14 protein-coding genes are annotated in these 14,820 nt (G+C 65.2%); 12 read left to right on the plus strand and 2 right to left on the minus strand.

What is annotated here, in order from left to right; genetic code table 11:
• Nucleotides 1–373: 373 nt before the first annotated feature.
• Nucleotides 374–760, plus strand: a complete 387-nt coding sequence (locus ODR01_RS21760; RefSeq protein WP_316979815.1) for an ester cyclase — start codon at nucleotides 374–376, stop codon at nucleotides 758–760.
• 68 nt (nucleotides 761–828) lie between these two features.
• Here the strand turns inward: ODR01_RS21760 and ODR01_RS21765 are convergent, their stop codons facing one another.
• Nucleotides 829–1,611 (minus strand): GntR family transcriptional regulator, encoded by a 783-nt coding sequence (locus ODR01_RS21765; protein WP_316979816.1) that lies wholly within the window; start codon nucleotides 1,609–1,611, stop codon nucleotides 829–831.
• Between the two features lie 198 nt (nucleotides 1,612–1,809).
• Here ODR01_RS21765 and ODR01_RS21770 point away from each other — a divergent pair, with 198 nt between their 5' ends.
• Together ODR01_RS21770 and ODR01_RS21775 are read left to right on the plus strand one after the other, a co-directional pair.
• The gene (locus ODR01_RS21770) at nucleotides 1,810–2,904 is read left to right on the plus strand and encodes a 4-hydroxyphenylpyruvate dioxygenase family protein (protein ID WP_316979817.1); all 1,095 of its coding nucleotides are present in this window, start codon (nucleotides 1,810–1,812) and stop codon (nucleotides 2,902–2,904) included.
• Between the two features lie 5 nt (nucleotides 2,905–2,909).
• Nucleotides 2,910–3,821: a hypothetical protein gene (locus ODR01_RS21775; RefSeq protein ID WP_316979818.1), complete on the plus strand. Its 912-nt coding sequence runs from the start codon at nucleotides 2,910–2,912 to the stop codon at nucleotides 3,819–3,821.
• A gap of 133 nt (nucleotides 3,822–3,954) precedes the next feature.
• Here the strand turns inward: ODR01_RS21775 and ODR01_RS21780 are convergent, their stop codons facing one another.
• Nucleotides 3,955–4,635 (minus strand): GntR family transcriptional regulator, encoded by a 681-nt coding sequence (locus tag ODR01_RS21780; RefSeq protein ID WP_316979819.1) that lies wholly within the window; start codon nucleotides 4,633–4,635, stop codon nucleotides 3,955–3,957.
• A 293-nt stretch (nucleotides 4,636–4,928) separates the two neighbouring features.
• Between ODR01_RS21780 and ODR01_RS21785 the strand changes: the two genes are divergently transcribed.
• The 9 genes from ODR01_RS21785 (at nucleotide 4,929) to ODR01_RS21825 (ending at nucleotide 14,819) form a co-directional block, all read left to right on the plus strand.
• Nucleotides 4,929–6,335 carry an aldehyde dehydrogenase family protein gene (locus tag ODR01_RS21785; RefSeq protein ID WP_316979820.1) on the plus strand — a complete coding sequence of 469 codons (1,407 nt, stop codon included), beginning with the start codon at nucleotides 4,929–4,931 and terminating at the stop codon, nucleotides 6,333–6,335.
• A gap of 85 nt (nucleotides 6,336–6,420) precedes the next feature.
• Nucleotides 6,421–8,181: a thiamine pyrophosphate-binding protein gene (locus tag ODR01_RS21790; protein ID WP_316979821.1), complete on the plus strand. Its 1,761-nt coding sequence runs from the start codon at nucleotides 6,421–6,423 to the stop codon at nucleotides 8,179–8,181.
• A 13-nt stretch (nucleotides 8,182–8,194) separates the two neighbouring features.
• Nucleotides 8,195–9,118, plus strand: a complete 924-nt coding sequence (locus ODR01_RS21795) for a hydroxymethylglutaryl-CoA lyase (RefSeq protein WP_316979822.1) — start codon at nucleotides 8,195–8,197, stop codon at nucleotides 9,116–9,118.
• Between the two features lie 116 nt (nucleotides 9,119–9,234).
• Nucleotides 9,235–10,209, plus strand: a complete 975-nt coding sequence (locus tag ODR01_RS21800; RefSeq protein ID WP_316979823.1) for a sugar phosphate isomerase/epimerase family protein — start codon at nucleotides 9,235–9,237, stop codon at nucleotides 10,207–10,209.
• A 114-nt stretch (nucleotides 10,210–10,323) separates the two neighbouring features.
• Entirely contained in the window at nucleotides 10,324–10,770 is a 447-nt protein-coding gene (gene aroQ / locus ODR01_RS21805; protein WP_316979824.1) for a type II 3-dehydroquinate dehydratase, read from the plus strand.
• A 7-nt stretch (nucleotides 10,771–10,777) separates the two neighbouring features.
• Entirely contained in the window at nucleotides 10,778–11,614 is an 837-nt protein-coding gene (locus ODR01_RS21810) for a shikimate dehydrogenase family protein (protein WP_316979825.1), read from the plus strand.
• 418 nt (nucleotides 11,615–12,032) lie between these two features.
• On the plus strand, nucleotides 12,033–12,941 hold the full coding sequence (locus ODR01_RS21815; protein ID WP_316979826.1) for a LysR family transcriptional regulator: 909 nt from the start codon (nucleotides 12,033–12,035) through the stop codon (nucleotides 12,939–12,941).
• Between the two features lie 286 nt (nucleotides 12,942–13,227).
• Complete coding sequence (locus ODR01_RS21820) at nucleotides 13,228–14,232, plus strand: Bug family tripartite tricarboxylate transporter substrate binding protein (RefSeq protein WP_316979827.1); 1,005 nt, start codon at nucleotides 13,228–13,230, stop codon at nucleotides 14,230–14,232.
• A gap of 80 nt (nucleotides 14,233–14,312) precedes the next feature.
• Complete coding sequence (locus ODR01_RS21825; RefSeq protein WP_316979828.1) at nucleotides 14,313–14,819, plus strand: tripartite tricarboxylate transporter TctB family protein; 507 nt, start codon at nucleotides 14,313–14,315, stop codon at nucleotides 14,817–14,819.
• Nucleotide 14,820: the final 1 nt, after the last annotated feature.

The raw sequence follows: 14,820 nt of genomic DNA on the forward strand, positions 1-14,820 counted from the left end.
CCCCCCCCCCCCCCCCCCCCCCCCCCCCCCCCCCCCCCCCCCCCCCCCCCCCCCCCCCCCCCCCCCCCCCCCCCCACGCCGCGGCCTCGCCCACCTCACCCGGCCCGGCTGCGCCGGTCCACCCTCTCCCCCCTTGAAGGGCGGAGAGGGAAAGGAGGCGGGCTATCCCGCCCTGCGACCACCTTCCGGCGCGGCTTGTCCTTGGCGAGGAAATGGGCGGTGGAATCCTGGGCGCCCTTGTCGATGTGGTGGGCCGGGAGTTCGTTTCCCCGCGACGCGGGAAAGCTTGTGATAGGCGGCGACGATCCGGCAAATTGCACGCTGCCAAATTACCTTTAGGGTGGCCTTCAGAATTTGGAGAGAGGAGAATTCCATGACCCCCGACGAATTGCGGGAGATCTATCGCGGTTATATCGATTGCCTGAACAGGCAAGACTGGGACCGGCTCGGCATGTTCGTTGATGATGCGGTGGAATACAATGGAACCCCTGTCGGACTGACAGGCTATCGCGGAATGCTGGAAGGCGACTTTCGGGCAATTCCCGATCTTCACTTCGGGATCGAACTTCTGATTTCCGACCCGCCCCGCATTGCGAGCCGTCTGCATTTCGACTGTACGCCGCGCGGCATGCTGTTTGACCTTCCTGTCAACGGCAAGCGCATCAAATTCGAAGAAAATGTGTTCTATGAATTTTCCGCCAGGCGAGTTCGGAAAGTGTGGTCGATCATCGACAAGGCAGCGATCGCGCAACAGGTCTGAAGCGTTCGGGGAACCCGTAAAACGGCCTCACCCTCGAGGCGGTCGAAGGGCGTGCTGTGTCCTCCGCTCTACCCCACCCCTTGCGCCGCCTTCCTGCGCGGCTTGTCCTTGGCCAGGAAGTGGGCGGTGGAATCCTGGGCGCCCTTGACGATGTGGTGGGCCAGCAACTCGGTGGCGCGGGGGGCGTCCCTTTCCAGCGTCGCCTCCAGGATCAGCTTGTGCTCGCGGAAGGTGGCGTCCCTGGGGATCGAGGTTTCGACCAGCGACAGCATGCGGTAGCGCTGGCTCTGGTTGTACATGACGCGCTGGAACTGCAACAGCCACGGCGACGGGCAGGCCGAAATCAGCGCGCTGTGGAATTCGCGGTTGCGGTTCTCCCATTCCAGGCCCCAGCGGGCCTGATCGTCGTTCAGCTTCTCCTCGACGCGCGACAGCTTGTGATAGGCGGCCACCACCCGGCCTTCCCAGTCGAGGTCGCCCGCCTCGATGGCCTGGGCCAGGGCCCGGCATTCGAGGAACTGGCGCATCTCGGTGATGTCCTTGAGATCCGATAGCGACGTCGGCTTGACGATGAAGCCGCGCTTGCCCGAGGTCAGCACCAGGCCGTCCATGGTGAGGCGGGCCAGGGCTTCCCTCAGCGAATTGATGCCGATGCCGTATTCCTCGTGCAGCTTGTCGACGCGCAGCTTGGTCTCGGGGCGCAGGTTGCCGCACAGAATGTCGCTGCGCATGCGATCGTAGGCGAACTCGACCACCGTCTTCGGCGACTCGGGTGCGGCTTCCCCGGGGACGCTTTCCGCCGCCGGGTCGGGCTTCGCGCCTTCGCCCCACGACCGCCTGTTCCGTGCCACCGCCCGAACTCCCATATCATCAAGGATAGGAAGAAAATTACACCATCGCCGGCGGGGGCGAAACGGATTCCGGCGCCTTTCGAAAAATATCGATTTTTTCGAAATGTTCCCAATATTGATTTGACAGGGGATGAGCCCGAAAATCATACTTTGGATGATGCTTCGCCCCGCCCGATGAGAGAAAGGGTGCCCTTCCCGATGTCCGACGCGGAACCCGTAGACTGGCGCACGGCCCCGAATCCCCATGGCCTGGCGGGCATCGAGTTTCTGGAATTCGCCACTTTCACCGACGCCGAGCAGGAAGAACTGAAACGGGTGTTCGGGGCGCTGGGTTTTGCCGAAGCCTCGCTGCATCGCTCGAAGAAGGTGACGCGCTTCAACCAGGGCGACATTAACTTCATCCTCAACACCGAGCCGGACTGCTTCGCCCGCTCGTTCGCCACCGTGCACGGGGTGTCGGTATGCGCCATGGCGCTGCGCGTCGCCGACGCCAAAAAGGCCCATGCCTTCGCGCTGAAGCAGGGCGCCCAGACCTACAACGACGGCACCATCGGCCCCGGCGAGCTCAGGATCCCGGCCATCCGCGGCGTCTACGGCAGCCTGATCTATTATGTCGACCTGTTCGGCAAGAAGGGTTCTATCTACGACAAGGACTTCCGGCCGGCTGGGGGCGCGGCGAAGCCCGCCGCCGCCGGGCTGACCCGCATCGACCACGTGTCCCTGACCGTGCTGCCCGGGCGCACCGCCAAGTGGGTCGACTTCTTCAAGGACCTGTTCGGCTTCCACACCTGGTCGCACAACGTCTTGCGCGACCCCGCCGGCTCCGTCATCAGCAACGTGGTCAGCAGCCCCGACGGCACCGTCCATTTCCCGATCAACGAATCGACCGACACCGGCACCGACGCCAACCGCTTCGTGACCGAATACTTCGGCGAAGGCATCCAGCACATCGCGTTGCAGACCGACGACATCTTCGCCACCGTCCGCGCCATCGAGGCGGCCGGGCTCAACCTGCTGCCGATACCGGGGCGGGTCTATGACGAGATGGCGGCGGCCGGCAAGCACCCGGCGGCCGAAGTCAGGGCGCTGCGCGAGCACAACATCCTCCTCGACACCGAGGGCGGCGGGCGGTTCCGGCACGCCTACACCCATCCCATCTGCAACCGCTTCTTCTTCGAGATCGTCGAGCGGGACGGCTACACCGGCTTCGGGCGCGCCAACGCTTCCGTCCGCCTGGAAGCCCTGCGCGAATTCTATGGCGCCCGGCACCGCGTGGGCGCCCCAACGGAGTGACGGCAATGACGACGACGCCCCGGACCGACCGGCAACCACCCCTGGCGGGCGGCCTCTTTTCGGCCCTCGATCACCTGATGCCGCTGAGCCCCGAGGCCCGGGTCTTCTGCGTGCTGGGGCCGGACGACATCGACGTCGACGCCATCGACATCATCAACAAGCGCTTCGCCGGTCGCGGCAAGGACGCCATCTGGCTGCCGATGCGGGTGGCCGCCGAAACCTTCGATGCCGTGGTGAAGACACTGGACCTGGTCCAAAACATCGCCGGCATGGCCATCCACGATCCCTACCAGGCGGCCATCCTCCCCCATCTCGACCACCTTTCGCCGCTGGCCAAGCTGGCCGGCGCCGCCGACGTGGTGCGGCGCACCGCCGACGGCCAGTGGGAAGGCGACATCGCGTTGCTCGACGCTTTCAGGCGCACGCTGCGCGCCGAGGGGGTGGACGCCAAGGGGGCCCGGGTGTGGCTGGTCGGCGCCCGCGGCGGCGCGGCGGCGGCCTTCGCCCTGGCCGAGCGCGGCATCGCCACGCTGACCATCGCCGATCCGCGCATCGGCGCCGCCACCGAGCTGGCGGGCCGCGTGCAGGCGGCGTTCCCCAGGGTTTCGGCCTCGGTCGGCGTGCCCGACGCCCACTCCATCGACATCGTCATCGACGGCGCCGCCCCTGGCGAGCCGGAAAACGCGCTGCTGGCCTTCGACCCGGCCCGCCTTCGGCCCGAGGCGCTGATCGTCGATGGCCTGGCCCGCCCGCGCCTGAGCCCCTTCATCGAACGCGCAGCCGAGGCAGGCCTCACCACGCTGGCCGGCGACCTCGTGCAGGCCAGCCTGATGAACCTCTACGAGGAATTCTTCGGCTTCGGCCGGCTGCCCTACAAGGACGCCACCATCCGCCATCCCATCTGCCCCGACGCGTAGGGCGCGACGGCTCGCCCCCACCCCAGCCCTCCCCCATCGAGGGGGAGGGGGAAAAAGGCGAGGCGACGCGGCACTTCCCTCCCCCCTTCGTGGGGGAGGGCAGGGAGGGGGGGGCGCCGCGCGCCAGGGCTCGCTATTCCCCCGTCGGTTCCGGGGGGCGGCGGATGTGGCATTCCAGCAACTCGACGGCCTTCTTGGCGTCGCGCGCCAGGGTGGCTTCCATGATCAGGCGATGATCCTCGAACAGGTCGGGCGACAGGTTCGGGCTCTGCATCGAGGAACGATGCGTGCGGTTGTGCAGGTCGAAGACGATGTGCTGGAAGCGCAGCAGCCACTTCAGGGGGCAGGCGGCGATCAGGGCCTCGTGGAACAGGCGGTTGCGCTCCCACCACTCGGCGAAACTGCCGGACGGCTCCTCGGCGAAGCGCTGCTCGACGCGATGGAGGTTGTGATAGGCGCCGACGATCTGCCCTTCCCACTCGTCGTCGCCCTGCTCGATGCTGGCGCGAAGGGCATAGGTTTCCAGCACGACGCGGGTCTCGACGATGTCTTCGTTGTCTTCCACCGACACCGGCGGTACCCAGAAGCCGCGCTGCCCCCTGGCCGTCACCAGGCCCTCGGACACCAGGCGCGACAGGGCTTCGCGCAGCGGGCTGGTGCCGACCCCATAACGGGTGCGCAGTTGGGCGATGCGAAGCTTTTCGCCGGGCTTGAGCTCGGAAGCGATGATGTCCTTGCGGATGCTCTCGAAGGCCTTGCCGATCAGGGTGTTGGAATGATCGGACGTGCCGGGGCGTGGGGCTTCTGAACTCATCTTAAGGCTTCCTCATGGGCCGTTGGCCCCAGTCTAGGGCATCGCGGCCGGAAGGAAAGGGCGGAGTTGGCGCCGAAATCCGCCGTTTCCGATTTTTTAGGTTAAAATCGAAAAAATACCGTTGCACAAAAAATATCGATTTTTTATGATTTATGTCAACCCCAATGGCTGATGGGAGATAAACGGGAGCGGCCGGTTTTTTCATCGCTCGCCCCCCCGCCCTTCCGGCACAGCCGCCCCGCTCCCGCGGGGCCGTCCGACGGGGAGAAAACGTGAGGCAGGAGTATCCGACGATGGCCCGACCGATTAGCCCTGAAGAGAAGGAATACGCCCAGCAGCTTCTGGCCAAGGCCAGGGCGGCGATGAAGGCGATCGAGGAGTACGACCAGGCGAAGATCGACCGCCTGTGCCAAGCCGTCGGCTGGGCCACGGCCAACGAGAAGACCTTCACGCGGCTGTGCCGCCAGGGCGTCGAGGAAAGCGGCATCGGCGACTGGGACGGCCGGCCCGGCAAGCGCTTCAAGATCATGGGCATCCTGCGCGACTGCCTGCGCCAGAAAAGCATGGGCATCGTCGAGGAGATCCCCGAAAAGGGCATCGTGAAATACGCCAAGCCGGCCGGCGTCATCTGCGGCGTGGTGCCGATGACCAACCCGACGCTGACGCCCTCGGGCGAGGGCGTCCTGGCGCTCAAGGCCAAGGACGCCATCATCTTCGCGCCCCATCCGCGCACGAAGAAGACCTCGTTCGAGAACGTCGAGATCATGCGCGAGACGCTGCGCCGCCTGGGCGCGCCCGAGGATCTCTTCCAGTGCGTCGAGACGCCCAGCATCCCGCTGACCCAGGAGCTGATGGCGATCTGCGATTTGACGATTGCCACCGGCGGCCAGCCGATGGTGCGCTCGGCCTACAGTTCGGGCCGCCCGGCCTATGGCGTGGGCGCCGGCAACTCGACCATGGTCATCGACGAGACCGCCAACGTCGAGGAGGCGGCGCGCAACACCCGCATGAGCAAGACGTCGGACTTCGGCTCGGGCTGCTCGGCCGACGGCAACCTCCTGGTCCACGCCTCGATCTACGACGCGCTGCTCGACCAGCTGATCAAGGAAGGCGGCTATCTCGCCAGCGACGAGGAAAAGGCCAAGCTCCAGGCCGCCATGTGGGACGACCACGGCGGCAGGACGCTCGAAACCATCGCCCAGGCGGCCCCCAAGCTGGCCGAGAAGGCGGGTTTCAAGATCCCCGATGACCGCAAGTTCATCATCGTCAAGCAGGACAAGATCGGCAAGGAGCACAAGTTTTCGGGCGAGAAGCTGACCACGCTCATGGCCTACTACAAATTCAAGGATTTCGACGAGGCCTTGGGCATGGTGCGGGCGATCTATGACGTCGGCGGCAAGGGCCATTCCTGCGGCATCTATTCGTTCGACGACGACCACATCCACCGCCTGGCCCAGGTGGCGCCGGTCAGCCGCATGATGGTGCGCCAGCCGCAGTCCAAGGCCAACGCCGGCTCGTTCACCAACGGCATGCCGATGACGTCGAGCCTGGGCTGCGGGGTGTGGGGCGGCAACATCACCAACGAGAACATCTCGCTCAAGCATTACCTGCAATACACCTGGGTCAGCCGGCCGACGCCTGAGGACAAGCCCTCGGAGAAGGAACTGTTCGGCGAGTTCTACAACAGCGAAACTTTGTGAAGCACCTCCCGTTGGAAACTCCCGGGGACGGGTCCCTTCCTGCCCTTCCCCGGGCAATTTCACCGGAGAGAGCCTGGAGAGCGCCATGAAGGACCTGGTTTCCCATCAACTCGTGAAATACCTCGAAGACCGGGGGGTCCGGCATATCTTCGGGCTGTGCGGCCACACCAACATCGCCGTGCTGTCGGCCATGGCCAACAGCCGGCTCAAGTTCGTCAATGTGCGCCATGAGCAGATCGCGGCGCACGCGGCGGACGGCTACGCGCGCGCCACCGGCAAGACCTCGGTGCTGCTGACGCATCTCAGCCCCGGGCTCACCAACGCGGCGACCGGGGTCGCCAACGCCTCCCTCGACTGTACGCCGATGGTGGTGATCGCCGGCGACGTGCCCAGCCACTATTTTGGCAAGCACCCGCACCAGGAAGTGAACCTCCATGCCGACGGCTCGCAGTTCGAGATCTACCGCCCGTTCGTGAAACGGGCCTGGCGGGTGGATAAGGCCGAGCTCTTCCCCGAGATCATCGAGAAGGCGTTTCTGATGGCCGAAAGCGGCCAGCCTGGCCCGGTGCTGGTCGACGTCCCGATGGACGTCTTCTCGGCCCAGATCGACGTCTCGCTGTTCGACCGCCTGAAGGGCAACGCCAAGACCCTGAAAAAGCCCTCGCTCGACGAGGAGACGGCGGCGACCATCGTGCGCGCACTGGGCGAGGCGGCGCACCCGCTGCTCTACGTCGGCGGCGGCATCGTGCTGGCCAAGGCGGCCGACGAACTGATGGACTTCGTCGACCACATGGCCATCCCGGTCGCCCACAGCCTGATGGGCAAGGGCGCCCTTTCCGACGATCATCCGCTGACGCTGGGCATGAGCGGCTTCTGGGGCACCAAGTTCATCAACCAGCAGTGCCTCAAGGCCGACTGGGTGCTGGGCCTGGGCACCCGCTTCAAAGAGGCCGACTGCTCGTCCTGGTACCCCGACTTCACCTTCAACTTCCCGCCGTCGAAGCTTATCCACATCGACATCGACCCTTCCGAAATCGGCCGCAATTTCCCGACCGAGATCGGCGCCGTGGCCGACTTGAAAGCCGCCCTCAAGGTCTTGAACAAGGTGGCCCGCCAGATCTACCCGAAGGCCCGGCGCAACCCGGGCCTCGAAGCCGAGATCGCCGCCTATCGCAAGGAGTTCAAGGCCTCCAACGTCAAGATGGCGACCAGCGACGCCTTCCCGATGATGCCCGAGCGGATCCTCGCCGACGTGCGCGCCGCGCTGCCGCGCGATGCCTTGATCACCACCGACGTCGGCTGGAACAAGAACGGCGTCGGCCAGCAGTTCGGCATCTTCACGCCGGGCAGTTTCATCACGCCTGGCGGCTACGCCACCATGGGTTTCGGCCCGGCCGCCGCACTGGGCGTCAAGATGGCCTGCCCGGAAAGAACCGTGCTCTCGCTGGTCGGCGACGGCGGCTTCGGCCAGAACCCGGCCATGCTGGCGACGGCGCGCGAGGAAAACCTGGGCGTCGTCTGGGTGGTCATGAACAACAACGCCTTCGGCACCATCGCCGGCCTGCAGAAGGCCCACTACGGGCTCACCTACGGCACCACCTTTCCCAAGGACGGCGACGAGTACATCCCCAACTACGCCGAGGTCGCCAAGGCCTATGGCGTGGAAGGTGTCAGGGTCCGTTCGGCCGACGCCTTCAAGCCGGCCCTGGAGGCGGCCCTGGCTTCCGGCAAGCCCACCGTGATCGACGTCGCCATGATCAACAACCCGACGCCGACCAGCGGGCATTGGAACATTCTCGACATCTACTCGCCGGACAAGAGCGTTTCCCACGTGGCAACCGACTGATCGGGGAATGGACATGAAGCTTCCCGCCCGCGTCGTTATCGAGGACGAGGTTCTGCGCGACGGCATGCAGAACGAGCAGCGGATCTTCTCGGTCGCCGAGAAGCTGGGCATCGTGCGCGGCCTGGAAGAGGCCGGCGTGACGCGCATCCAGGTCGGTTCGTTCGTGCATCCCAAGTGGGTGCCGCAGATGGCCAATACCGACGAGGTCTTCGCGGCGCTCACGCGCACCGAGGGGGTCGTCTATACCGCGCTGATCCTCAACGACAAGGGGCTGGAACGGGCGCGCTCCGCCGGCGTTTCGCATCTCAGCATGTCGATGTCGGCCAGCGAAAGCCACAACCGCAAGAATGCCAATTGCAGCCGCGACGAGGCCAAGGTCCGGGTCCGCGACATGGTGACGCACGCCAAGGAAGCCGGCATTACGGTCAGGGCCGGTATCCAGTCGGCCTTCGGCTGCGCCTACGACGGGGCTATCGATCCCGCGTTCGTGCTGGGGGTGGTCGAGATGTACCGCGATCTCGGTGCCGACGAGGTCAACCTCGCCGATAGCGTCGGCCTGGCCAACCCCAAGGCCGTCTACGAGATGACGGCCCGGGCCAAGGACATCCTGGGGGGCAAGGCCGAGGTGTCGCTGCATCTGCACGACACCCGCGGTTTGGGGTTGGCCAACATGGTGGCCGGGCTCGAGGGCGGGGCGACCGTTTTCGACGCCGCCCTGGGCGGTCTCGGCGGCTGCCCGTTCATTCCCGGCGCCACCGGCAACGTCGCCACCGAGGATGCCGTCTTCGCCCTGGAGGAAATGGGGGTCGCCACCGGCATCGACTGGCGCCGTCTGGCCGCCATGGTGCCGGGGATCGAGCAGGCGGTGGGCCGCGCGCTGCCCGGCCGCATGGCCCACCTGGCGGGCGGCGCCTGCACAAGCCCGGCCAAAAATTAACATCGTGTAGGGGTTTACCCCCAACTTGATCATGGGATGGTAAGTCGCGAACGCCATAATGGTCGTCAAGAACAGACGATTCCGCTGAACGGGATCAATGGAAGAAGGAGCAGACCATGGGCCGATCCACGCCTTCGGCGGAAAAACTGGCGGCGATTGTGGCCGGCACCCGTCGTGGAGACATCGAGAACGCCGGCATGGTGACGTCCGGGCATCTGGCCCAAACCGCCGCGAGGCGGGGAACCGAGCCCCAGTATTCGCTGGCCCATTTGACCGTTCTCGGCTGCCCGCCGCCCGAGATGACCTACATCGCGGCCCGGGCCGGCTACGATTTCGTCAGCCCGCGCATCATCCACATGGGCCTGCCCGGCGAGAGCAACTACGCGCTGGCCGAAAACCCCGAGATGTTGCGCCAGACCAAGCGGGCGCTGGCCGTCACCGGGCTTAAGGTGCACGACATCGAGCTGGCGCGTATCTATGACGACATGCACGCGACCCGCTACCTGCCGGCCATGGAAGTGGCGGCCGAACTGGGGGCGCGCGCGGTACTGTCCAGCATCTGGACGACCAACCGCGGCTACGCCATCGAGAAGTTCGCCGAGGTCTGCGATCTCGCCCAGCCGTTCGGGCTGACGGTCGATCTCGAATACGTGCCCATTGCCGGGGTCAAGACGCTGGCAGGCGCCGTCGACGTGCTGCGCACCGTGAATCGCCCCAACGCCGGGCTGATGATCGACACCCATCATTTCCACCGGGCACACGACAGGGTCGAGGACCTGGACGGCCTGCCCGCGGAATGGTTTCACTTCGCGCACCTGTGCGACGCGCCGACCGAAATGCCGGCCGACCCCGAGGAGATGACCCGCATCATGCGCGAGGGGCGTCTGTACGTGGGCGAAGGCGGTGTCGACATCGCCGGCATTCTCAATCGCCTGCCGCCGATGGTCTATTCGATTGAACTGCCGAACCTCGCTCGGGTCAGGGAAATGGGCTACGCCGAACACGCGTTCCGTTGCCTGGAATCGGCGAAGGCCTATGCGGCGGCGAAGTTCAGCAGAATCGACGAAACGTCCTACCGCCTCAAGAACTGATCGACGACGCAATTTGGCGACCCTCCTTCCGGGGCTGCACGGCGTCGAGGAACGATGCCGCCCCCGGGCAAAAGGCCGCAATCCATATCTGGACCCACCGAGAGGGAACATTCCATGAGCCGATCCATTCTGGTTCTCAACGGACCGAACCTGAACCTGTTGGGAACACGCCAGCCGGAAGTCTATGGCCGCACCACGCTTGCCGACGTCGAGCGCGACTGCCAGGCGAAGGGCAAGGCCCTCGGCGTCGACATCGACTTCCGCCAAAGCAACCATGAAGGCACGCTGGTCGACTGGATTCACGAGGCCAAGGGCCGGCACGCCGGCATCGTCATCAACGCGGGCGCCTACACCCACACCTCGGTCGCCATCATGGACGCCATTGCCAGCGTCGAGCTGCCGGTGATCGAAGTCCACATCTCGAACATCCACAAGCGCGAGCCGTTCCGCCACCTCTCCTACATTTCCAAGGTGTCGGTGGGCATGATCTGCGGGCTCGGCCCGATCGGCTACCTGCTGGCGCTCGAAGGCCTGGTCGATCATCTGGCGGCCAGGAAATAGGGGGCGAATGGTGCCGGAAAGTCATCTGTCGCCCGCCCTGGCGGGTATGCGAAAACCAATCCAGGGCTCGACCATCCTGACGGGAACCATCGCCGATCCCGTCGCCCATGTCCAAGCGCCGGAATCGATGGGGGCGTGGTTCGCCGAACGCGGCATCGATGCCGTGTGGCTGCCGTTCCACGTTCGGCCCGAGGGCCTGGCGGCCTTCGTCGAGGGGGCGCGCGCGCTCGTCAACCTGGCCGGCTTCACGGTGACCATGCCGCACAAGCAGGCCATCGTCCCGCTGCTCGACGAGGTCAGCCCGCGGGTCGGCCGCTGCGGGGCCGCCAACCTCATCCGGCGCGAGGCCAACGGGCGACTCATCGGCGACATCGCCGACGGAATCGGCTTCGTTGCCGGCCTTCGCGACAGCGGGGTGGCGATCGCCGGGCGTACGGTTGGGCTCATGGGCGCGGGCGGCGCCGGGACCGCCATCGCCTGGGCCCTCGCCGAGGAAAATCCGGCGGCGCTTGCCATCGCCGACCTCGATGGCGCGCGCCTGGACCGCCTGACCGCCGACATCGCCGCCGCCTTCCCGAACGTCAGCGTCAGCCGCGGCTGGCCCGACCTCCGCGCGTTTGACATCGCCGTCAACGCCACGCCCTCCGGCTTGCACGCGGGCGACCCGTTGCCCTTCGAGCCCGGCGATCTGCGCCGCAACGCCACGGTGGTGGAAATCATCATGAAGCCGCCGGTCACTCCGCTGATGGCCCGGGCCGCCGCGCTTGGCATGAAAGTCGTCCCCGGCCAGCGCATGCTCGACGGCCAACTGGCCATCTACGCCCAATACCTTGGCCTGGCCTGAGGCCGTTCCGGCAAGAAAGGCGTGGACCTGCCTTCGCCGAAGCGAAGCTCCGGCTTCGCGCAGGCAGGTGCCCGGAACAAGTCCACGGCTGTCCGGTTTAAATTTTTCCGCCATCATGACGAGTTTTTCAGATATCCAACACTCTCCCAAATCGTCATGCCCGCAACAAGTCCGGCCATGACGATAAAAAGGAGAATTGTCGCTCTGCCATGCAATCCTAATCCTTAAACCGGACAGCCGTGCAACAAGTGCGGCCATGACGCGTGGGGGGCGGGCCGGATACCCGCCCTTTTCCGTGATGCCCGGACTTGTTGCGGGCATCAACGACTTCCCTTGACGGGAGTTAACATCGACGCTCTGTATTTCCAAACCCCACACAAAATGTTAATTTTCTCGCAAACCAAGGGGAGGCGGCGGCGTGCTGACTTTGCGGCAGATCGAGGTGATCCGGGCGATCATGGTGGCCGGCACCGTGAACGGCGCGGCACAACTCCTCAACGTCTCGGCACCGGGCGTCAGCCGGGTCATGAAGCACGCCGAAAACGTCCTCGGGATGCGCCTTTTTTCGCGCCGCCACGGCCGCTTCATCCCGACCGCCGAGGCCAAGGGCATCGTCGATCAGGTCAACGACATCTACCGCAAGGTCGAGAACCTTCAGTTCTCCATCGATTCGCTTAAGCGCGGCGCCGCCTCGGTATTCTCGTTCGCCTCGGTCCCCAGCATCTCGCAGTTCGTGATGCCCAGGGCCGTCAAGCGTCTGAGCCAGAAATACCCCGACCTGGTAATGAACATCGACATCCTGAAGATCGAGGAAGCCATCGACTACCTGCTGTTCCGGCGCGGCGAGCTGGTGGCCATGAGCTATCGCCTCGACCACCCGGGCATGGTCTTCCATCCCCTGGCCAAGGGCGAGCTGGTGGCCATCGTCGCGGAAGAGCATCCGCTGGCGGCGCGCTCGGAGGTATCGGTCGGCGAGTTGGCGCATTTCCCCTTGATCGGCATCGATGCCGGCGATCCCTACGGCAACATCATCGCCCGGGCGTTCACCGGCAACGGCCATCCCTTCGAGCTTTCCATCAAGGCGCGCTTCGCCTACACCGTGCTTTCCCTGGTGCGCCAGAACCTGGGGATCGCCGTCATCGACGAATTCTCGGTCGCGGCGCCGACGATTCCGGGGATCGTCCGGCTGCCGATCATCGAGCCCACGGAAATCCACGCTTATGCCGCGGTCAATGCCGACGTTCCCGAATCGCTGTTCGCCGAGGACACGATCCGCATCCTGCGGGAAGAAATGGTGGCGTCCGTCCGCAATCGGGCGTGGCGTTGAAAAATTAACCGCAGGGCAAGGGTTTGCGTCGAATCGTTAATTGACGTTATTTTCCGGGGGGCGAATACTGATTTCGCCGATCGGCCCGAATGGCCGGCCGCGCCGACATTCCGTCGAAAGGGATTTAGCCAATCCGCATCGGGGAGGAGGAGGTCCAGATCCGCTAGCCGACACGCCGCCGGCCCTGCCGTCGGCGACAACCATTCAACAAAAAAATTCAATAAAGATAAGGCTCTAACGGCCACCGCATCCCCGACGGGCATTACGTTGGAAACAGGGAGCTGACATGCATACCAAACATCTCATCGGGGCCGTTGCGGCCCTGTCCATGACCTTTGCGGCGGGCGCCGGAATGGCCGCCGATTTCCCGACCAAGGATTTGCAGGGCGTCATCATGTGGGGCGCCGGCGGCGCCACCGACGTCGTGGCGCGCGCGGTGACCCCGCTGGCCGAGAAGGCGCTCGGCAAGTCGATCGTGCTGACCAACAAGACCGGCGGCACCGGAGCGATCGCCACCGCCTACGTGCGCTCGCGCCCGTCGGACGGCTACACCATGCTCTACGGCGCCGAGAACCCGCAGATGTACAAGGTTCTGGGCCTGGCCGAGATCGACTATGACAACTACTACGCCGTCAACGTGCTGGCCCGCGGCGTTGCCGTGGTCGTGGTCAATGCGGATTCGCCGTGGAAGACCTTCAAGGATCTGGTCGCCGACGTGCAGAAGCGGCCCGGCCAGGTGAAGATGGGCACCACCGGCGTCGGTGGCCTGCCGCATACCGTGGGCTCGATGCTGAAAACGGTGATCAAGTTCGACGTCACCGCCGTGCCGTTCGACGGCGAGGGCCCCGGCATCACCGCCCTTCTCGGCAACCATATCGAATTCATCCCGGTCGGCATCGGCGCGGCGGCCGAGCATGTGAAGTCCGGCCGCGTGCGGGCGCTTTCGGTGGTCAACGACCAGCCCGTCGCCTCGATGCCCGGCGTTCCCCCGATCGTTGCCGACTTTCCGGCCTTCGGCAAATACCTGCCGTGGGGGCCGTTCTATGGCGTGTTCATCAACCGCGACACCCCCGACGCCGCCAAGACGGCGCTGACCGCCGCCTTCAAGAAGGCGGCCGACGATCCCAAGTTCGCCGAGATGATGCAAAGCCGCGGCAACGTCATGATGAACATCTCGGGCGCCGAGGCCGACAAGTTCCTGACCAAGTGGCGCTCGGTCAGCTCGTGGATCCTGCAGGACGCCGGAGTCACCAAGGAATCGCCCGAGAAGTTCGGCATTCCTAAGCCCTGAACCCAATTTCCGGCCCGGGCCCCGGAACCTTTCCGGGGCCCCCATTTTTCGTCGATAAAAAAGACAGGGAATATCGCGGCATGCGGCGGCTTCTCCCCGGGGAAACGGCATTCGGCTATCTGATGCTGGCCTTCAGCCTGTTCCTGCTCTACCAGACCTACAAGATCGCGGGCTTTTCCAGTATCAGTTCGGGTGGCGCCTATCCGATGTTCGCCGCCGCCCTGATGGTGGTTTCCTGCCTCGTCATCGTGCTGCGCAACCGCCGCTCGCCCAAGGTCGAGGCGGCCGGCCCGGCTGGGGAATGGCACCGCTTCCGCAAAGAAGTGGCGCCGCCCTACCCGTTGATCGGCTACGTCGTCATCATGGTCCTCTACATGGTGCTGATGGAGCCCCTGGGCTTCAATATCAGCTCCTTCCTCTTCCTGTTCGGTTCCTTCGCCTATCTCTATCGCCGGGGCATCTGGCTGGCGCTGGGCTTAAGCCTTGGCTCCGTGGTCGTCATCTACGTCGTCTTCCGCCTGGTCTTCCGCGTCATCCTGCCGGAAGCCGAATGGCTGGATCTCGGCTTCCTCGGGCTGGGAGGCTGAG

It is taken from the genome of Shumkonia mesophila (assembly GCF_026163695.1).
GTDB classification, from domain to species: Bacteria; Pseudomonadota; Alphaproteobacteria; order Rhodospirillales; family Shumkoniaceae; genus Shumkonia; species Shumkonia mesophila.